At 52.6% G+C, this 20,268-nt stretch carries 18 protein-coding genes; 11 read left to right on the top strand and 7 right to left on the bottom strand.

The window, feature by feature from the left end:
* The coding region (locus ABYA77_RS05210; protein WP_372964888.1) for an NAD(P)/FAD-dependent oxidoreductase at positions 1-1,289 on the bottom strand (1,289 nt) is incomplete at its 3' end.
* A gap of 326 nt (positions 1,290-1,615) precedes the next feature.
* On the opposite strand from ABYA77_RS05210, the gene ABYA77_RS05205 reads away from it, so the two are divergent.
* The gene (locus ABYA77_RS05205) at positions 1,616-2,239 is read left to right on the top strand and encodes a YbhB/YbcL family Raf kinase inhibitor-like protein (protein WP_372964887.1); all 624 of its coding nucleotides are present in this window, start codon (positions 1,616-1,618) and stop codon (positions 2,237-2,239) included.
* Positions 2,240-2,359: 120 nt separating this feature from the next.
* On the top strand, positions 2,360-3,211 hold the full coding sequence (locus ABYA77_RS05200) for a DUF547 domain-containing protein (RefSeq protein ID WP_372964886.1): 852 nt from the start codon (positions 2,360-2,362) through the stop codon (positions 3,209-3,211).
* Here the strand turns inward: ABYA77_RS05200 and ABYA77_RS05195 are convergent, their stop codons facing one another.
* The 3 genes from ABYA77_RS05195 to ABYA77_RS05185 are packed head-to-tail and all read right to left on the bottom strand — an operon-like array spanning position 3,212 to position 4,860.
* Positions 3,212-3,979 (bottom strand): YiiX/YebB-like N1pC/P60 family cysteine hydrolase, encoded by a 768-nt coding sequence (locus tag ABYA77_RS05195; protein ID WP_372964885.1) that lies wholly within the window; start codon positions 3,977-3,979, stop codon positions 3,212-3,214.
* 21 nt (positions 3,980-4,000) lie between these two features.
* Entirely contained in the window at positions 4,001-4,246 is a 246-nt protein-coding gene (locus ABYA77_RS05190) for an anti-sigma factor (protein WP_372964884.1), read from the bottom strand.
* Positions 4,240-4,860: an RNA polymerase sigma factor gene (locus ABYA77_RS05185; RefSeq protein WP_372964883.1), complete on the bottom strand. Its 621-nt coding sequence runs from the start codon at positions 4,858-4,860 to the stop codon at positions 4,240-4,242. The genes ABYA77_RS05190 and ABYA77_RS05185 overlap by 7 nt, the downstream gene beginning before the upstream one ends.
* A gap of 187 nt (positions 4,861-5,047) precedes the next feature.
* On the opposite strand from ABYA77_RS05185, the gene ABYA77_RS05180 reads away from it, so the two are divergent.
* The 6 genes from ABYA77_RS05180 to ABYA77_RS05155 all read left to right on the top strand — a co-directional run bounded on the left by ABYA77_RS05180 (position 5,048) and on the right by ABYA77_RS05155 (position 13,584).
* Positions 5,048-7,204, top strand: coding sequence for an FAD-dependent oxidoreductase (locus tag ABYA77_RS05180; protein WP_372964882.1), 2,157 nt, complete (start codon positions 5,048-5,050; stop codon positions 7,202-7,204).
* A gap of 73 nt (positions 7,205-7,277) precedes the next feature.
* The gene (locus ABYA77_RS05175; RefSeq protein ID WP_372964881.1) at positions 7,278-8,249 is read left to right on the top strand and encodes a radical SAM protein; all 972 of its coding nucleotides are present in this window, start codon (positions 7,278-7,280) and stop codon (positions 8,247-8,249) included.
* Positions 8,250-8,369: 120 nt separating this feature from the next.
* Positions 8,370-9,773, top strand: coding sequence for a sodium:solute symporter family transporter (locus ABYA77_RS05170; protein ID WP_372964880.1), 1,404 nt, complete (start codon positions 8,370-8,372; stop codon positions 9,771-9,773).
* A 350-nt stretch (positions 9,774-10,123) separates the two neighbouring features.
* A complete protein-coding gene (gene ectA, locus ABYA77_RS05165; protein WP_372964879.1) occupies positions 10,124-10,639 on the top strand; it encodes a diaminobutyrate acetyltransferase in 516 nt (171 codons plus the stop codon).
* A 173-nt stretch (positions 10,640-10,812) separates the two neighbouring features.
* A complete protein-coding gene (gene ectB / locus ABYA77_RS05160; RefSeq protein ID WP_372964878.1) occupies positions 10,813-12,081 on the top strand; it encodes a diaminobutyrate--2-oxoglutarate transaminase in 1,269 nt (422 codons plus the stop codon).
* Between the two features lie 48 nt (positions 12,082-12,129).
* Positions 12,130-13,584: an aspartate kinase gene (locus ABYA77_RS05155; protein WP_372964877.1), complete on the top strand. Its 1,455-nt coding sequence runs from the start codon at positions 12,130-12,132 to the stop codon at positions 13,582-13,584.
* A 136-nt stretch (positions 13,585-13,720) separates the two neighbouring features.
* Here the strand turns inward: ABYA77_RS05155 and ABYA77_RS05150 are convergent, their stop codons facing one another.
* The 3 genes from ABYA77_RS05150 to pdxH are packed head-to-tail and all read right to left on the bottom strand — an operon-like array spanning position 13,721 to position 15,683.
* Positions 13,721-14,305: a DNA-3-methyladenine glycosylase I gene (locus tag ABYA77_RS05150; RefSeq protein WP_372964876.1), complete on the bottom strand. Its 585-nt coding sequence runs from the start codon at positions 14,303-14,305 to the stop codon at positions 13,721-13,723.
* Between the two features lie 12 nt (positions 14,306-14,317).
* Complete coding sequence (locus ABYA77_RS05145) at positions 14,318-15,079, bottom strand: 4'-phosphopantetheinyl transferase superfamily protein (RefSeq protein WP_372964875.1); 762 nt, start codon at positions 15,077-15,079, stop codon at positions 14,318-14,320.
* On the bottom strand, positions 15,048-15,683 hold the full coding sequence (gene pdxH / locus ABYA77_RS05140) for a pyridoxamine 5'-phosphate oxidase (protein WP_372964874.1): 636 nt from the start codon (positions 15,681-15,683) through the stop codon (positions 15,048-15,050). Before pdxH ends, ABYA77_RS05145 begins: the two co-directional genes overlap by 32 nt.
* Before the next feature lie 158 nt (positions 15,684-15,841).
* Here pdxH and ABYA77_RS05135 point away from each other — a divergent pair, with 158 nt between their 5' ends.
* The 3 genes from ABYA77_RS05135 to ABYA77_RS05125 all read left to right on the top strand — a co-directional run bounded on the left by ABYA77_RS05135 (position 15,842) and on the right by ABYA77_RS05125 (position 20,235).
* Positions 15,842-18,667, top strand: coding sequence for a DUF748 domain-containing protein (locus tag ABYA77_RS05135; RefSeq protein ID WP_372964873.1), 2,826 nt, complete (start codon positions 15,842-15,844; stop codon positions 18,665-18,667).
* Between the two features lie 25 nt (positions 18,668-18,692).
* Positions 18,693-19,295, top strand: coding sequence for a 5'-deoxynucleotidase (gene yfbR / locus ABYA77_RS05130; protein WP_372964872.1), 603 nt, complete (start codon positions 18,693-18,695; stop codon positions 19,293-19,295).
* 124 nt (positions 19,296-19,419) lie between these two features.
* Positions 19,420-20,235: an SDR family NAD(P)-dependent oxidoreductase gene (locus ABYA77_RS05125; RefSeq protein WP_372964871.1), complete on the top strand. Its 816-nt coding sequence runs from the start codon at positions 19,420-19,422 to the stop codon at positions 20,233-20,235.
* Positions 20,236-20,268 lie beyond the last annotated feature (33 nt).

Here is a 20,268-nt window from a genome sequence, read left to right as displayed (position 1 = left end):
TGCATGGCCCGGCTGATTTTGTCCATTAGCCAGATCACACCGGTACGCAGGAAACCGTGCAGGGCAACCTGGTGCATACGGTACAGGGAAACATAGAACAGCCTGGCCACTTTTCCCTCAATATACATATTGCGGCCGGACAGGTTGCCCATGAGATTGCCGACGGTGGTGTATTTACTGAAATTGATCAGTGAGCCATGGTCGTTGTACACGAAGGGGATAGCTTCTTTGCCTTCGAGCCGGTTGCAGAGCGTCTTGAATAATGTGTCGGCCTGCTGATGTGCAGCCTGGGCCCGGGGAGGGACTGGCCGCTCTGAGTCTGGCTGCGGGCAAGCGGCACAATCGCCAAAGGCAAAAATGTCCGCGTCCTTGGTGGTTTGCAGGGTTTGCTCTACCACCAGTTGGTTGCTTCGGTTTACTTCCAGGCCTTCCAGCTCGGTCAGGAATGAGGGCGCTTTGATACCTGCGGCCCAAATGGTCATGTCTGACGGCAGCTCGGTGCCATCTTTCATCACCAGCCGGTCCTTTTGTACTTCGCTGACGGGCTGGCCAGTTAGCACCTTTACCTTCTGACGTTCCAGTTCCCGTGTTGCTGCGGCAGACAGGCGGCCTGGCAAGGCGGGCAGTATCCGGTCGGCGGCCTCAATCACACTGATGGATACATCGGATGATTTCAGGTGATTCATGCCGTAAACTGGTAACTCTCGCGATGCTAACCGCAACTCTGCGGCCAACTCTACGCCCGTTGCGCCGGCACCGATCACGCTGATATTCAGAGTGTGTGGGTGACCTTGAAGAGCTTCATGGTTGGTGCGTAGGAAAGCGTTCAGCAACAGATTATGAAAGCGTTGTGCCTGACGGAGGCTATCAAGAAACAGGCAATAATCCTGAGCACCGGGAGTGCCAAAATCGTTCGCGGTACTGCCTACGGCAATCACCAGAGTATCGTATCGGATACGGCGTTCAGGAACGACTTCGTTGCCTTCGGCATCATGAAATGCCGCAATAATGATTTCTTTGTGACGGCGGTCGAGGCCGTTCATCCGGCCAAGTTGAAATTCATAGTGGTGCTTGCGGGCGTGGGCCCGATAGCTGACTTCGTTGGTACTGGCATCAAGGGAACCGGAGGCCACTTCGTGCAGCAAGGGTTTCCATACGTGTGTAAGACCGTCGTCGACCAGCGAGATTCTGGCTTTTTTCTTCTTTCCAAGCTTGTTACCCAGGCTGGTAACAAGCTCAAGCCCTCCGGCACCTCCGCCGACAACAACAATATGGTGTAGCTTATCCATAACAGGGAAACCTTGAAGAAATGAAAGCCAAACACTCTCGTCAGTTCTGAAAAAGTGCTTGGCTGTCGTTTCTTGTCCTGTCAATTGGTGGGTGTGAGCAGATCAATACTAACGTCTAATGCGAGTTAAGACAATTCAATCAATATGGGTTAAGTTATAAATTCATAAGATTATCAATTGGTTGTGTAATTCGAAATTAGTATTTCGGTGTTCTGTGGCAACTTTTGTTAATCTGGACTGATCATCAGACGTGCAGGCAGGTCTGTGGTGATTGGGTGCAAGTTATTCCGCTGTGATGAAAGCAATGATCAACAGGAGGCAAGACCGTGAAATTAAAGGTTACTGGTGTTGAAGAAGGCTGCCCGATTCCGGAGAAATTCGCATTTGGTGTGTTCAATGCAGAGCATCATATGAGCTTCGGCCCTAACCGTAATCCGGAGCTGAGCTGGGAAGACGCTCCCGAAGCCACCAGGAGTTTTGTGGTGATGATGTTTGATCCGGATGTTCCCAGCGTGGCTGACGATGTGAACCAGGAAGGTAAAACTGTACCCGCCGATTTGCCCAGGGTGGATTTTTTCCATTGGCTGCTGGTAGACGTACCTGCGAATATCAGCCTGATCCCTGAAGGCGAAGACAGCGATGGCGTAAGTCCGAAAGGTAAGCCCGTCGGCCCAGGCCCGATCGGTGTACGAGGGGTGAATAACTATACTCAGTTTCTCGCAGATAACCCGGATATGGCTGGCACTTATGCTGGCTACGATGGCCCCTGCCCACCCTGGAATGATGAAATCATTCACCACTACCACTTTGAAGTACACGCGCTGGATGTGGACAGCCTGAATCTGAAAGGTGAGTTTGATGGTAACGCTGTGCGCGCGGCGATGGCTGGCCATGTGTTAGCCAGCGCCCGGGTCACAGGCACTTATACGCTGAATCCAGATCTGCGTTAGGCAAAGGCCCTGCCAAACTTCGTGTTTGGCAGGGTGGCACCAGGCTGAGCTTCGGGTTCTGCTGTAACAATTCGCCTCTGGGTGTGTCTGGTATCTGTATTTACCGGCCGGAGAAGCCCAATGTCGTTGAGATCCCTGTTTTTACCCCATTCAGCCCTTCTGTTGTTGGTTGCTTTCATGCCAGTTCAGGCTTGGTCGTCAGAGAAGGTCTATGGGCCATTTCAGAAGCTGCTGAGTGAATATGTGATTGAGCAGACCCTGCCAGATAACGGACTGGTCACTGCGTTTGATTATGCTGAAGCCCTTGTTGATGACAGCACTGAACGTTTGCTGACGGAACAGAGAAAGGTTTTGGCCAATTTTGATCCAGGTAAGCTGGAAGGCCGGGCTGAGTCTGTTGCGTTCTGGATCAACGCGTATAATTTTTTCATGGTCGATCAGATTCTGACCGAAAGACCAGGAGATACGCTGGTATCTTCCGTGTGGGATTATGGTGGTCGGATCAATCCTTTTGTTGACTCGGTGTTCCAGCGGGAAAAGTTCAATGTTGGCGGCCGTTATCTGAGTCTGGACGGCATTGAAAAAGGGATTTTACTGGGCAAGGAATATCAGACAAAAGGCTGGAAGGATGCGCGTGTTCATTTTGCGGTGAATTGTGCTTCAACAGGCTGTCCGCCACTTCGTGACCGGATCTACACCGAGGCTAATCTGGATGCTTTGTTAACAGAAAATACCCGGCGAGCGCTCAATACTCAGCGGCACTTGCATGTTGAGTCGGGGCAGATGTTGGTAACGGAACTGTTCAAGTGGTATGAGGATGATTTTATTGAATCGTCCGGGTCTGTGAGAGCCTTTATCCAAAAGTGGGCTGAGCCCGAACGGCGAAAACAGATTGACGCAACCTCAGGTATGAAGTTCAGTGAGTACGAGTGGTTGTTGAACCGGCCCGAACACTTCCCTGAATTACAGTAGTTAAGCACCGGGTTCCTGATCGGCCCATTCGATCGCACGGTAATCAAAATTCATTTCAATTGTGGGCTTAATGATCTGAAAATAGGGTGACGCGTCGAAATCTCTAGGCGTGAACAGAGAGTGGTGTTTGACCCGGTAGCGCTCTTGCAGGCAGTCGTCACAATCCGGGTCACCGGCAGGAAGTAGCTCTACCACGGGTAGCACAGGGTATTTCAGCAACTGGAACGCTTCGGCAATAAAGGTTGAGCAGATTGCCCGGGTAGGATCGCCGCTTCCGAAGGCCAATAGCCTATGCCTGTGGCGGGCAGGTACTGGCGGTGTAGGGAGCAGATAACGGGCCAGGTCAAATACGTTCCTCATGTCGTACTGATGGCCGAGTCGGCTGAGAGCATAGTCTGTCAGTGCGCCAATATCATCCTCAGACAGTCCAACCGGACGACAAATACGGGTGTGGGCGTGCCGATAAAAGGATAGTGGGAGTGGGCGTATGCCCTGCTCTAGATCTGCCTCAATAAGCGTATGAGCTTCGCCTTCAGCTGAGGTGCCCAGGCCGGCATCTGGCCCAAGATAAAGGGCTGCATGAGACCAGGTGGATTGGGTCAGATACTTGATGGCCACACTGATTCGCGTGTTCCCTTCCACCAACAGAACATCTCCCGGTTGCAGGGTGCTTACCATGGCATCCCAGGTGGATGTTCTGATGGAATGCCGGGCAATTTCTTTGGAAAGGTATGCGGCCAGTCGCCTTGTCAGCCAGTTCAGCAGCATGGAATCTCCCGATCACAACTCTCAGTCTTTATCCCGAGCTTTGAGTGCTGCGGCGACACGTTGATCAATCTTGCGCATCAGCTCTTCATCGACCTTTGCCGATGAATGGGCTTGGATGAGATCAGTGCTGGCGCGAAGGTTGCCAATAAATGAACGGCAATGCTTACACATCATCAGGTGCATTCTTACCGCCAGGTTCTGAGAGGCCGACAGCTCACCATCAATGTAATCACTGGCGATTTCCGCCAGATCTTTGCACATTAACATTCGCCAGTCTCCTGGAAGGTTTCGACCATCAGAAAGATCCTCTGCCTTGCTCTGTGTAAAAGCACCCGAAGGTTAGATGCACTGACATCGAGAATGTTACAGACATCTTCAGATTTGTGCTGGTGTGCCTCATACAACATCAGTGCAGATCGCTGGGTTTCCGGCAGTGCTGACAGGTGCTTATCCAGACAGTCACTCAGCGCACCGTTTTCCAGCAGGCTATCGGCGGACTCATCAAAACGAAGGCGCGGAGGCAATTCCCACTGGCGCGACGCATTGAACCTTTCAGCCAGCTCAGGATCCAGGGTCTCTGAAAAATCCATGGCTACTTCCCGTTTGCTGGAGCGCAGTTTGTTCTTGCAGCGGTTGGCGACGATCCGGTGCAGCCAGGTTTTAAGGCCAGACCGGCCCTCAAATTTCTGAATGGCGTCTATCACCGTGACCCAGCAGTCCTGAACGATTTCTTCGGCGCTGGAAGCGTCCAGATAGAAGCGAGCAACTGCCAGCATGCCAGACGAATACTCTCGCACCGCTTTTTCATAGGCTGTGCCGTCGCCTTTCTTGAGTGCCTCGATCAACGAATATTCGATTTTGGATAGCTCCGCAGTGTTCATGAATTCACGTCCCTGACAGGTCTGATTTGATAGATGATGTCCTTAATAGGGTTTCGGAACACGAAAAAGTTCCTGTATTGTGGAACATTCGTTCAAAAATATTAGAACATGATTTGTGTAACATCCAGCGGATGGCCGTGTCTTAGTGATAACAGCGTATTTTCATGCACGTTTAACAGGCATTCTTATGAACCGAAACAAGTTACTTCTAATTCTGGTCATCGCGGTCATTATCGGCGTGTTTATCAGCTTCGACCTGCATCAGCTGCTGACTCTGGAAAATCTTCAGCAGCACAGAGACAGCATTGCGCACTGGATTGATCAAAACCTGTTGGTGGCTGTTGTCAGTTACGCCGTTGTTTATGTGTTGGTGACGGCGTTGTCGCTTCCTGGTGCTGCCATCATGACCCTTGCCGGTGGAGCCTTTTTTGGCAACCTGTATGGTCTGGTCGCGGTTTCTGTTGCCTCGACAGCCGGAGCCTCTCTGGCGTTTCTGGTGGCCCGCTTCCTGTTGAGGGACACGCTGCGCACACGATACAAAGACACCATTACCAAGATTGATCGGGGTATCGAGAAAGACGGTGCCTTCTATCTGGCTACGCTGCGTCTGGTGCCCGTGTTTCCGTTTTTCCTGATCAATCTGGCCATGGGCTTGACCGCCATGAAGCTGCGCACCTACGCGCTGGTGAGTTGGCTGGCGATGCTGCCGGGCACCTTTGTATTTGTGAATGCCGGTACCCAGTTGGGGCAAATTCAATCCACCAGCGACATTCTCTCCGGCGGGGTATTACTTTCGTTTGCTCTGCTCGCGCTGTTTCCGTTAATCGCAAAGTTTGTGGTGGGTTTTATCCGCAGTCGCAAGGTGTATGTTGGCTGGCAGAAACCGGAGCACTTTGATTACAACTTACTGGTTATTGGCGGTGGTTCCGCAGGCCTGGTTTCGGCCTATATAGGTGCGGCTGTTAAAGCCAAAGTGGCGCTGATTGAAAAGCACAAAATGGGTGGCGACTGCCTGAATACCGGTTGTGTACCTTCCAAGGCGCTGATTCGCAGCGCCAAAGCGGCTGACACTCTGCGTAATGCCACCCGTTATGGCCTTGAATCCGTGCCGGTGCAGGCTTCGTTCAGGAACATAATGAAGCGCGTCAAAGATGTGATCGCACAGGTAGAGCCCCACGATTCTCCGGAGCGCTATCAAAATCTCGGGGTGGATTGCATCTTCGGTGAAGCAAGCTTCATCTCTCCCTGGGAGCTGGAAGTGCAACATAATGATGGCCGCACTGAGCGCCTGACAGCCCGAAGCATTATTGTGGCTACCGGCGGCAAGCCTGCTGTTCCGCCGATTCCGGGCCTGGAAGCCATGCAGCCGCTTACCTCTGACAACCTATGGGATTTACAGGAGCAGCCGAAACGCTTGCTGGTGTTAGGGGGTGGGCCTATTGGTTCGGAACTGGCTCACGCATTTGCCCGCTTGGGTAGCAAGGTGGTTCAGGTAGAGCGGGCTGATCGCCTGCTGGCCAGAGAAGATGAAGACGTTTCGGCGGTTGTAAAAGCACAGTTCGAAGCCGATGGCATTGAGGTGCTGCTGGAGCATTCAGCCACTGAATTCCGCCTGGAAGACGGAGAGAAGGTTGCCTACTGTGACCATAACGGTGAGCGGGTACGTATACCCTTCGATCAGGTGTTGGTGGCTGTCGGTCGGTCGGCTAACACAACCGGCTTGAACCTGGAACGGATCGGCGTGGAAACCCTGCCAAACGGTACGGTTCCGGTGGAAGATGACATGAGCCTGCGTTACCCCAATGTATTTGCCTGCGGTGACGTGGCCGGCCCTTACCAATTCACTCACGCAGCCGCCCACCAAGCCTGGTACGCCGCAGTGAATGGCTTGTTTGGACAATTTAAACGCTTCCGTGTGGATTACCGGGTTATGCCTTGGGTTACTTTTACTTCGCCGGAAGTAGCCCGGGTGGGGTTGAGTGAGGCAGAGGCCAAAGCTCAGGGAGTTGATTATGAAGTCACCCGTTATGGATTGGATGATCTGGACCGTGCCATTGCCGAAAGTGAAGCCTATGGTTTCATCAAGGTGTTAACGGTGCCTGGCAAGGACAAGATCCTCGGTGTGGTTGTGGTAGGTGCCCATGGCGCAGAAATTCTGGCTGAGTTCACCCTTGCCATGAAACATGGTTTAGGCCTGAACAAAATTCTCGGAACGATTCACCCGTACCCGACATGGAATGAATCTGCCAAATACGCGGCGGGCGAATGGAAACGTGCTCATGCGCCAGAAGGCGCTCTGAAGTTACTGGCAAAACTGCATGCATGGCGCTTGGGTAGATCGTGATGGATTTTGTTTGTAACAAATCATCGAATGCTGGGTCTGTAGATACAATAACTGAAAACAACGAGGCGGTTTTATGCCCCTGACTGAACTTCGAACATCCCGCAGTGTGCGCATTCCTGCTGTGGAGTTGCTGGAACCCAGAGCCCGGGACAGCTGGACGCATACTCGCAATGGCGATCCTCGCGGCTACATTGATGCGGATAAGCTGAAGGAGTTGTGGATCCATACGGGGACGGCCTGCAACCTGGCTTGTCCATTCTGTCTGGAAGGTTCCCATCCGGGGGATGGCCGGATTCCCGGTATGAAGCTTAGTGATGTGAAGCCGTTTATCCACGAAGCCATTGACCTGGGGGTAGAGCAGTTTTCCTTCACTGGTGGCGAGCCCTTTGTCATCCGGGACTTTGTGAACATCCTGAACTACGCCAGCCAGCACCGCCCGTGCTTTGTTCTGACCAATGCCACTGAGCCATTATTGAAACGTCGGCATCAGGTACTGCCTTTGCTGGACAACCCCTACCCGATTCATTTCCGAGTCAGCCTGGATTTTCCTGATCGCGAGCGTCATGACAAAGATCGCGGAGACGGCAGTTTTGATCAGGCTCTGGAAGGCATTTGCTGGTTGATCGAACAGGGCTTCAAAGTGTCCATTGCACGTCAGACCGACCCGGGAGAGGTGGTCGTAGACGTTGAAGATGCATTCAAGAAGATCTTCCGGGAGCAAAATATACCTGAAGATTTGGCGTTCACTGCATTCCCGGACCTGGGTGCTCCGGGTTCAGAGGACGGTAGCCCCGAGATTACGGAATCCTGCATGGACAAGTATCCCACGCCGGAAGCGCGCTCCCACTTTATGTGTACATACACTCGGATGCTGGTGAAGAAAGGTGAACAGGTTCGGGTGTATGCCTGCACGCTGGTGGATGATGATCCGCAATATGATCTGGGTGGTTCGCTGGCCGAGAGCATGAATGAGCGAATCATGTTGCGGCATCACCGGTGCTTTTCCTGTTACCGGTTTGGGGCTAGTTGTTCTGCGCCCGGTTGAAATGTGGGGTAGTCGGTTTTTCGGGTTGGCGTTGTCCTTCAAAACGAAAACTGTGGATTTTCTGAGAGTTATTAGCCCTCTCCTCCCTATAAACGGCCTTCTCCAAAATGGACCAGAAAAATGAATGCTACTGAAGGCACCTTGTTCTGGGGATTTCTGATCGCATACGGCGTGGTGATGTACGTGCTGTCGCCGAAGAGCAAAACCGCCAACTCGTTCTACAAAGGCGCTGACGATCAAGGAAACCCGGTGGGCCAGTGGTCACTGACGGCAAGTATTTTTATCAGCTGGATCTTCGCCAAGTCGGTGACCAATGCGGCCAATCTTGGAGCGGAATACGGCGTGGTAGGCGGCCTGGCCTATGCGAGTTACTGGCTGTCTATCCCGGTGGCCGGGTATGTTATTTACCTGATTCGTACCCAAACCGGTGCCCGCAGTCTGCAAGAATTTTTGAGCTCGCGGTTCGGACGGCTGGCCAGTCTAGCGTTTGCGGCGGCGATTCTGATTCGTCTCTATAACGAAGTCTGGAGCAATACCGCTGTGGTTGGCGGTTATTTTGGCCTGCCTGGTGAATGGGAATATTACGCTGCCGCGATGTTGTTCACCATGTTTACGCTTGCATACAGCCTTAAGGGTGGATTGCGGTCGTCGATTTTCACCGACGTGATTCAAGCGTTTGTCTTTGTGTTCTTCGTTGGGGCGGTTCTGTTTCTGGTGATACCTGGCAATGAAACCGATGTTTTGCTGACGAACGGCGAGTTCCGGCTCGAAAGCGGTATGGACCTGCTGCTGGTGGCATTGTTGCAGATGTTCAGTTACCCCTTCCACGATCCTGTGCTGACCGACCGGGGCTTCGTGAACAAAGAAAAAACCATGCTCAAAAGCTTCGTGGTGGCCGGCCTGCTGGGCTTTGTGGCGGTATTTATCTTCAGTCTGGTGGGGGTTCATGCCCGGCTGAACGGCATTGAGGTTATGGGCAATGCACCGGCGGCTGTTGGCAAATCTCTGGGGCTGGCTGCATTGTTCTTCATGAGCGTGGTGATGATGACTTCTGCGGGTTCCACGCTGGATTCTACGTTTACGTCGTTAGCGAAATCTCTTGCGGTGGATTTGCCGAGGCTGGCCAGGCGGGCAGGAGGAAAGCTTCCGAGTATCCGCGTAGGTGCAGTGGTGATGGTTGTGTTCGCATTTCTGGGGAACATTCCCATGTTTGCCGGAACGGACATTCTCACCGCCACGACCATTTCCGGGACTATGGTGATGGGGCTGGCTCCGGTGTTTCTGTTCTACGGTTTTACCCGCTGGTCTCCATGGAGTTTTCATCTGAGTTTCTGGACGGGTCTTGGCCTTGGAGTATTGCTGACGTCGGGCTTGGTTCCTGAAAGCTGGGCGATTGGTGAGGGCAAGTACGCCATGCTGTTGGGGGTTAATGCCTGGGGTGTTTTGATGTGTAGTACCGGGTTCTTTCTTCCGCTGGTCATCCGCTGGCTGGCCCGGCGATCTTATGTTGTTACGGAGGGCTAGGTCATGTCATCAATCAACCTTCTGTCCAGACACCAGGACTGCTGGCATTCGTTTCGTCGCTTCTCTGATGCTTGGAGCCCTAAAGATTTTGTGGCCTGCTTCTCTTTTGTTATAACGATCTGGTAAATATTGGAATAATGGTTCAGGGGCTCTGTCTTTGCCTTTGTCAGTGTGGTTGGCCATGATTTAAGGGCGTTTTTACGTTTTTTGATTTGGTTTTCGAGTCGAATTAAGCTTGTTTTAACGAGGTGTTCAGAGTCGCTGACATGGATGATTTGGGTGCTTAACTTGAAATATCTTTCGAGGTCTATATAATTTAGCTCTAAATTTTGACGTGACTTAACATCGATATGACCTCTGAAGGATCGAATACCACCGCCATCACCCTGCGGAAACCCACTAAGGATGATGGCTTCAGGCTCCACCAGTTGGTGGCGGAATGTCCCCCGTTAGACCCCAACTCGATATACTGCAACCTTCTGCAGTGCAGCCACTTTGCCGATACTGGCGTGGCGGCAGAGAGAAGCGGCGATTTAGTCGGCTTTATCTCTGGATACATCCCTCCCCGACAACCTGAAACCCTGTTTGTCTGGCAAGTGGCGGTTCACGAGAACGGTCGTGGACAAGGTCTGGCCAAACGAATGTTGAAGGAAATCGTTGGTCGTGAATCCTGTAAAGGCGTTACGCATCTGGAAACCACGATTACCGAAGATAACGAGGCCTCCTGGGCGCTGTTCCGCTCTTTCGCCCGAGATTTGGGCGCTGAACTGACTTATCACGAGCATTTTGAGAAAGACGCTCACTTTGGCGGCAGGCACGACTCTGAATTCCTGTTGCGTATCGGGCCTTTCACAAAACCTGTCTAAGATCCCTGATTCACTGAGTGAATTGCTGATTGCGACTTCAAGCAGTCCAGGCCACCCGAGGTGGGCCTGATAAATGGCTGAAATTAACGCACGGCAAATCTGTTGCGACCGACACGTTTTACCAGCAGACACCGGGCACTAACCTCGAACCTACTATGCTAAGAGGCAAGACAATGGAAATTTTTAAATCTACAGAATCTGAAGTACGTGTTTATTCCCGTGCTTTTCCGGTGATTTTTAACCGTGCCAAGAACGCGCACTTGTACACCGAAGATGGCAAGCAATACTTGGATTTTCTGGCGGGTGCCGGCTCTCTGAACTACGGCCACAACAACGATATTCTGAAGAAAGCTCTGCTTGAGTACATTAATGCGGACGGCGTGAGCCAGGGCTTGGATTTGTTTACCACAGCCAAGCAGGACTTCATGGAGTCCTATAAGAAATATATCCTCCAGCCCCGTGGTCTGGACTACAAGATTCAGTTCACCGGCCCTACCGGTACAAACTGTGTAGAAGCCGCCATGAAACTGGCCCGTAAAGTGAAAGGCCGTACCAACATTATTTCCTTTACCAACGGTTTCCATGGCGTAACAGCCGGTGCGGTTGCTGCAACCGGTAATAAACACCACCGTGGGGGCGTTGGCGTGCCGCTAGGCAACGTCGATTTCATGTTCTATGACGGTTACCTGGGTGAAGACGTTGATACCATCGCCATTATGGACAAAATGCTGTCTGACAGCTCCTCCGGTATTGAACTGCCAGCGGCGGTAATTGTTGAAGCCGTTCAGGGGGAAGGTGGCCTGAACGCGGCCCGTGCCGAATGGCTGAAGGGCTTGTCTGCGTTATGTGAGAAGCACGACATTCTGCTGATTCTGGATGATATTCAGGCCGGTAATGGTCGTACCGGTGAGTTCTTCAGCTTTGAGTTTGCGGGCATTAAGCCGGATATCGTTACTGTGTCCAAGTCGTTGAGTGGTTATGGTCTGCCGATGGCTCTGGTATTGTTCAAGCCAGAGCTCGACATTTGGGAGTCTGGTGAACACAACGGTACGTTCCGTGGTAATAACATGGCATTTGTGACAGCCCGGACGGCAGTCGATACCTACTGGAAAGATGACGTTTTCGCTAATTCAGTAAAGGCTAAATCTAAGTTGCTGGGTGATGCGTTGCAAGCGATCTGTGACAGGCACCCGGGTGCGTTCAAGGTTAAGGGGCGCGGTCTGATGCGTGGCATTGAGGCTGCTCAGCCGGAAGTTACTGGCCCGATCACTCAGCTCGCGTTTGAGAAAGGGCTGATCATTGAGACCAGTGGTCCGAATGATGAAGTGATTAAGTGCCTGATGCCGTTGACCACCAGCGAAGACGACCTGCGTCTTGGTGCCAGGCTGCTGGGTGAGAGTGTTGATGAAGTTATGCAGAAACGTGTACGTGAGGCGTCATAAGACTCCGTTATACCGACTGTTTATTCTGCAGATGAGAAAGGCAAGATTATGACTACGGCACAGCATACCGTTGAGAAAATCGGCGGTACCTCCATGAGTAATTACGAGGCCGTGCGCGACAATATCATTATTGGTCAGCGCAAAAAAAGTGACCTGTACCAGCGAATTTTCGTGGTATCCGCCTATGCCGGCGTGACCAATGAATTGCTGGAACACAAGAAAACCGGCGAGCCGGGAGTTTACGCGCTGTTTGCCGATGCCGAGTCCGATTGGGCTTGGGGGGATGACCTCACACAATTAATCAAGCTGCTGACGGACATCAACGGTGAACTGTTTGATGATCCGATGTTAAAGCAGCAGGCCGACCAGTTCATCACGGATCGTATTGAAGGTGTTCGGGGTTGCCTGATTGATCTGCAGCGCTTGTGTTCATACGGCCAGTTTCAGTTAGAAGAACACCTTCTGACGGTGCGTGAAATGCTGGCGGGCATCGGTGAAGCCCACAGTGCATTCAATACGGCTCTGAAGCTTCAGCAAGAAGGTATTAATGCCCGGTTTGTTGACCTGACGGGCTGGCGTGACAGCGCGCTTTTGCCGTTGGATGAAAAGCTGAGGCAGGCTTTCGATAGTATCGATCTGAGTCGTGAGCTGCCGATTGTGACGGGTTATGCTCAGTGCAAAGAAGGCCTGATGCGTACCTTTGACCGGGGTTATAGCGAAATGACGTTCAGTCGGGTTGCGGTGATCACCGATGCCTGTGAAGCGATCATTCATAAGGAATATCACCTGAGTTCGGCCGACCCGAAAATCGTTGGTGAAGACAAGGTGGTTCCTTTAGGCCGAACCAATTACGACGTAGCAGACCAGTTGGCCAACCTGGGTATGGAGGCCATTCACCCCCGTGCTGGTAAGGGGTTGAGGCAGAACGAAATTCCTCTGCGCGTGATGAATACATTTGAGCCGGAGCATACGGGCACCTTGATTACTGGCGACTATGTCAGTGAGAAGCCTCAGGTTGAAATCGTAGCGGGTGCGAAGGGTGTGTTTGCTATTGAGGTATTTGATCAGGATATGCAGGGTGAGCCAGGGTGCGATCGTCGGATTCTGGATATTTTGACACGCTTCAAAGTGCGCTTTATCTCCAAAGATACCAACGCCAACACCATTACCCATTATGTGGACACCACGCTCAAGCATGTTAAACGTGTGGTTAAGGCGCTGGAGGAAGAATTCCCCAACGGCGAGCTCAGCACCCGGAAAGTTGCTCTGGTATCTGCCATCGGCAGTGATATGAAAGTGCCGGGCATTCTGGCTCGTTCAGTGAAATCGCTGGCGGATAAAGATATCAGTGTCCTGGCTATTCATCAGTGTATGCGTCAGGTCGATATTCAGTTTGTGATTGATGAGGACTGTTATGATGCAGCCATTGTCGCGTTGCATGCTGCACTCATTGAGCCACACAACCACGAGTATGCGATTGTGGCCGCCTCTATGGCGCACTAAAGAGTTGTCCACAGCGGAACCCGGTCGCTTCGTTTGTGGGTAATGGAGGATGTCTTGCCTCCTGATCGGTCGCCCGGCTGCATGTTTTATGCGGCGGCCGGGCGCGGCCGGTCTCTTTTGGTCATTTACTTACTTTTTATGTTGAAAGATCCTGACATTCCTGATGTACCGGGCAGCTGACCAAGTGGTCATTCACCATGCCGGTTGCCTGCATGAATGCATAAACAATGGTTGGTCCTACAAAGTTAAACCCGGCTTTTTTCAGCGCTTTGGACATGGCTTCAGACTCCGGGGTAGTAACTGGAACGTCTTCCAGCGAGCGCCAGTGGTTCTGGATCGGTTGGTGATTCACGAACTGCCAGAGAAACGTTGAAAAACCGATACCTTGCTCCTGCAGCGCTAGATAACTCCGAGCGTTACGGATGATGGATTGAACTTTCAGGCGATTCCGAATGATGCCGGGGTTCTCAAGTAGCCGGGCTTGATCTTGTTCTGTGAAACGGACAATTTTCAGGGGGTCAAAGCCAGCATAAGCTTTTCGATAAGTGTCCTGTTTGCGCAGGATGGTAATCCAGCTCAGCCCCGCCTGCTGGCCATCAAGGCAGAGTTTTTCGAACAGAGCCTGATCATCATGCTCAGGGCGCCCCCAAATCGTATCGTGGTAATGCACGTAGAGTGGATCAGAGCCGCACCATGGGCAGCGTTTGTTGGGTTGGTGCATTCATTCTCCCGGTTAGCGTTTGGCGCTGATCGAACGGTGTAAAACGGGCTCCCAATCGACATTCAGTGTTGCCGAAGGTGTCAGGGCAAAGTCTTCGAGTGGCGGAACCAGTAACGTTATATTGGGCCAGGAAGCCGCCGTTTCGTTTTCCCCGGCCTGATAGACCAGAGAGGCCAGATAACCTTCCACGTAACAGGAGCAGGAGCGCCAGTGTGAGCTTTGCTGGTCGCCAATCAGTTCATAATTTTCCCGAACTTCCAACGTTTTCAGGTTGCCGGCGATGCCTCTTTGTGTCGCTTTGAGCCAGGCCTCTTTGAGGGTCCACACTTTCAGAAAGTCGACCGGGCTGTTGGTATTGAGCAACCACTCTTGCTCAACCGGAGTAAACCAGCGTTTGGCGACGCTTTGCCAGTTTGGCTTGCGTTGGCGGGACTCAATATCAATGCCAAGGGGTTTTCGGCTTATGGCAACGGCGGTGAAGCCCCGTGTGTGGCTTAGAGATAGGTGCCAACCTTCGGGAATGAGTGACGCAATCGGGCGACCATCTACGGGCTGACAGTTCTCCGGAGCTTCGCCACTGACTTTGCTCAGGCTTTGTCGGATCAGCCACCGGCTGGACAGATATTCCCGGCGCCTTGGGCCTTCGAGCTGTGCCAGCGTCCTGGCTTCAAAGGCGGTGAACCATTCGGGCGGGTCTGCACGGTCCCGACTTGTCTGGTGGCAGAACCAGATATAAGGCTTGTCAGGGCTGCAGTCGCTGGATTGTCCAGGCATTCGCTTCTCTTATGTATTCAAATCGATCGTGGAGCCGGCTTGGTCGCCCCTGCCAGAACTCCATGCGCTCAGGAACAACTCGATACCCACCCCAAAAACCGGGCAGAGGGATTTCGCCGGAGCTGAACTTGCGTTTCATTTCCGCGACTTTTTGTTCGAGCAAACCCCGCGATGTAATTGCTTTGCTCTGCTCGGAAACCCAGGCTCCGATCTGGCTGCCTCTGGGTCGTGAGGTAAAGTATTTCAGTGATTCTGTTTTGCTGACTTTTTCTACCGTACCCTGAATACGAACCTGGCGGTTAAGACCAATCCATGGGAACAGGAGTGCCGCCCGAGGGTTTTCTTCAAGCTCACAGGCTTTTCGGCTACCGTAGTTGGTGTAAAACACAAACCCGCGGTCGTCGAAGTATTTGAGCAATACGGTGCGAATATCTGGCATCTGATCTGCACCAGTGGTGGCCAGAGACATGGCGTTAGGCTCCAGAATGCCTGCCTGGCGGGCGTCTTCAAACCAATTCTGGAACTGAATCACCGGGTCGTCGTTGAGGTGCTCCCGGTTCAGCCCTTCACTTTCAAAGTCCCGACGCATATCGCCGATATCCATATTGCCTCTCTCCGTTTGCGGTTACAGGGAGTGATACGTGTCGTTGAGGATATCGGGTTCAGTGGCTGCTGTCAGGTCTGGCTGACAAAAGCAGGCCCTGAGCGCTATGCTTGTGGGGGTGTTAATGGCGTTATTCAACGTATGTAAGGGAGTGTTCTGTGGGCAAACCAAAGGCAGAGAGTCACCTGATAAGAAACCTGTTGATCGGGTTGGGTGGTTTGTTGGCGCTTTATGTGCTGGCCGGATTTATGATTCTGCCTTGGTGGCTTGAAAAAATCTTGCCCGAGCAGTTGGAACAAAGAATGGGTTGGCAAGCAGAAGTGTCCGGGATTCACTTCAATCCGTTCGCATTCAGTCTTGAAGCTGAAGGGTTTGCCGCCCGGGATGGCGGTGATGAACCAGTTGCGGGCTTTGAAAAGCTGCGGGTTGATGTGAGTGTTCTGAAGCTCTTTCGGGGCATCCTGGGTTTTGATGAGATTCGTCTGACTGAACCGGATATTCGTCTTGATCTTCTTGATGACTTTTCGGTGAACTTCGCCCGGGATTGGCAGAACGCGAATCCATCTGTTCCGGTCTCTGAGCCTGCTCAGGGAGATGACAATGCTGAGCTTCCAAAACTCTATTTCAAGGAAGTGGCTATTGATGGTGGTCGATTGCTGTTCAGAGACTTCTCTCAGGCGCAGGCTGCAGAATTTCAAGTTGCCCCCCTGGACCTGACTCTCAGTGATCTGGCGACTTGGTCCCGCGGAGAAGCCGGTAGCCGATATTCAGTGATTGCCGCCATTGGTGATCAGACCATAGAGTGGGATGGTGAGTTAAGTATTAGCCCGCTGTATTCCGAAGGTCGGGTAAAGCTTTCTGATGTTGGTTACAGCACGTTGGCGCATTTTCTGGCGCCGTATTTGCCATGGCAGTTACAGGGTGGGTCCCTCACGGTTGAATCTGACTACTGGCTATCGAATGATCGAGGTTTTGAGCTGGCGACGTCCAATGGCCGGCTAAACGTTCAAGACTTTGCGTTGGCTCTGGCTGAGGGAGATGACGAATCCGCGTTAAGCGTCTCTGGGTTATCGGTTGAGGGCGTTCGTTTTGATCTGGCCACGAAAGAAGCTCAAGTGGGCCTGATTACCATCGATCAGCCATTTGTTTCTGCGACCCGGGGGCCAGAAGGGACGATCGACTGGCTTGCATCCCTGCCTGAAGGCGAAACAGAGCCTGAGGCAGAGCAAAATGCAGGTGCATCGGGTGCAGTGTTTCGCTGGTCGGTTCAGGGGCTAGAGGTGAATGAAGGACGTGTGCGCTGGCGTGATCAGGCTATGGAACAACCGGCGGAGCTGGAGCTGGTTGATTTGACCGTAACCCTGGGAGGCTTGTCTGAACGTATGGATGAGCCAGTATCCTATTCGCTGTCAGCCAAGCTGGCCAGTGGTGGCCAACTGGCGGCGGATGGGCAAGTGACCCCAGCTCCGTTTAACTTTGAAGCGGCGCTTTCGGGTTCTGATATTCTGCTGGCGGTGGTGGAGCCGTATCTACAACTTGGGGCTAACCTGGCTCTGGAGGACGGCAAACTTGGTTTTGATGGCAATCTGGATCTCGACGGGCAAGACGTACCAGTCACGGGCACGTTTAGCGGAACGGCGCAAATTGCCGACCTGGACCTCAGACTCCCGAATGAAGCGGACCAGCTGGTGTCCTGGCAGTTGCTCAGGCTGTCTCCGGTAGAATTTAACGTAAACCCTGTACGGTTGGAGATTGGCACCGTTACCCTTGCTCAGCCTTCGTTCAACCTTATTCGTACAACTGACGGTACTCATAACGTTGAGCGAATCGTCAAAACCAGCCCCGAGACGGAAACGGTGGCATCGCAGGGTGCCTCTGCCTCTGACGTCTCTGAAGCCAGGGGGGCCGCTGAGCCAGAGTTTATTTTCCGGGTGGGAGAGTTGCTGATCGAAAACGGTTCCGTTGGCTATACAGACCGGACTCTGGACCCGGCGTTCAGCACCACGTTTGATGCTTTGTCGGGTTCTGTCACCGGCATTAGCAACGTGCCTCCGCAGCAGGGCACGGTTAACCTGAGTGGCAAGTTGGCCGGAGGCGCTCCGGTTAAGTTTGAGGGTTCGCTGGGTGCCTTGGGTACCGAAGAAATGAGTAATCTCAAGTTGACCATGGAAGACCTTGCCCTGCCCATTCTCTCGCCTTACCTCGGCCGTTATCTGGGCTATACGGTGGATGGCGGCAAGCTGAAGCTGGAGCTTGACTATGAAATTACCGGCTCGCACCTTCAAGCCTCTAACCAAGTGATATTTGATCAGATGAAGCTTGGCCAGGCGGTGGCCAGTGAAGATGCTGTTGGTGCTCCGGTAAAGTTGGGTCTGGCGTTACTCACTGACCAACAGGGTATTATCGAGGTGGATCTGCCGATTGAGGGCGATATGTCCGACCCATCATTCAGAGTAGGTCAGATAGTGATGCGCACCTTCGTGAATCTGCTGGTAAAAGCTGCAGCTTCACCATTCAGTATGCTGGGCTCATTGGCGGATCTGGCTGGTTTCAGCAGTGAGGAGTTGGGGCGGGTCAGTTTTTTGCCAGGCCGCGTGACGTTAGCGGATGGCGAAGCAGAAAAGATATCGGCCCTGGCTAAGGCGCTGAATGAACGTCCTGATCTGTTGTTGAGCATTCGGGGTGGTACTGCTCCGGAAGCTGACGGGCTGACTCTGTTGAAAGATCGTATGGACGCCCAGGGCGAAGCGGTTACAGAGGAAGCCTGGGCTCAGGCGCGGCAAGAGTTCCTGGCTGGAGAGCGTCAGTTGCCTCCAGAGACGCTGGGGACGTTGGCCGCCCAGCGGGGGCACTCTATTAAACAGTTGCTGGAAGATGCTCACGGTGTCTCGGGTAGCCAGCTATTTACGCTCGACCCGGCAAGAGATGCCGAGTTGGATGAATACGGCCATGTTATTGTGCCGTTTACCCTCGATGTTCGCTAATTATGCCCAGAACAGGAACGTTTGAATGAGTGTCAGACAATCCACTGCCAGCCCCTTCTTTGCTTATGTCTCCCGCCTGCGCTGGATTAAGCGTTGGGGCTTGATGCGCAATGCTATTGAAGAGAATGTGGCGACCCATTCCTGGGAGGTGGCGACTCTTGCCCATGCGTTGGCGTTGATCCGGAACCGGCATTTTAATGGCCAGGTCAATGCCGACCGGATAGCCGCAGCGGCGCTTTATCACGATGCGACCGAGGTCATTACCGGTGATATGCCGACCCCGGTCAAGTATCACTCGAAAGTGATGCGGGAAGTATTCGGGGATATTGAGCACAAAGCTGAAGCCGAATTACTGGCGTTGTTGCCGAACGATTTACAGGATGCCTTTGCCCCTTATGTCAGGGAATCACAACTCGGTGAGGAAGAGAAAGAACTGATCAAGGCGGCGGACAGGCTCTCTGCCTTGTTGAAGTGCCGGGCTGAAATTCAAACGGGCAACAAAGAATTTGAGCCGGCTGCAGAGCAGACGCTCCAGCGCCTGCAAGAAGAAGCGCTCCCTGAGGTGTTGTACTTCCTTGAGGTGTTCGCGCCTGGCTACGAACGTCCACTGGATCATTTACTGGGTTAGTACACACCGGCTGCCTTGTTTGTGCCCTTGAATGCCTGCAAGTTGACATGTGTACTGACGGTTACAGTGTCGAGGGACTAAAGTATCCTTGTCTATATCAAAAACAATATAAAGGGTTGTGCCCATGAAGGATCTCAAAAACAAAGTGGCTGTAGTGACGGGGGCCGGTTCCGGAATAGGCCGGGGGCTTGCAACAGTACTGGCTGCCAAGGGCTGTCGCCTGGCGATCTCTGATGTTAACGAAGCCGGGTTGGCTGAAACGGTTGCTGCGTGTGGTGGTGCAGAAGTGAAGTCCTACGTTCTTGATGTCTCTGACCGTGACGCAATATACGCCCATGCCGAACAGGTGCGGGCAGATTTCGGGGTGGTCAACCTGGTGATCAACAACGCTGGGGTCGCGTTGTCAGCGACGGTTTGTGATATGTCGGATGACGACTTCAAGTGGGTCATGGATATAGATTTCTGGGGTGTCGTCCATGGTACCCGTGCTTTTCTGCCTTATCTGATTGCTTCTGGTGATGGTCACGTGGTTAATATCTCCAGCGTGTTTGGGTTGATCGGTGTCCCTAAGCAGAGTGCTTACAATGCGGCCAAGTTTGCGGTGCGGGGGTTTACAGAATCGCTGCGGCAGGAAATGAAAGTAGAAAATCAGCCGGTCCATATTAGTTGTGTACACCCTGGTGGTATCCGTACCAACATCGCTAACTCAGCGCGTATGGGTACTTCCGAGAATGGTGTGGCTCTGCGTAAAGGCTTTGATAAAATAGCGATGACCACGCCCGAAAAGGCTGCGGAAATCATTGTAAAAGGTATTCTGAAAAATGAGTCCCGGATTCTGGTGGGGCCGGATGCCTGGGGAATTGATTTCATGAATCGTTTACTGGGTTCAGCGTACCAACCGCTGGTAGAGCGTTTCTCCCGTAAAAATCTATATATCTGATTGTTGGAAAAACGTTTAGGGAAAACTGGCTGA

The sequence above is a fragment of the Marinobacter sp. genome (genome assembly GCF_041595835.1).
Classification (GTDB): Bacteria; Pseudomonadota; Gammaproteobacteria; order Pseudomonadales; family Oleiphilaceae; genus Marinobacter.
The sequence above is the reverse complement of the archived record's forward strand: the minus strand, read 5'-3'. Positions and strand labels throughout refer to the sequence as shown.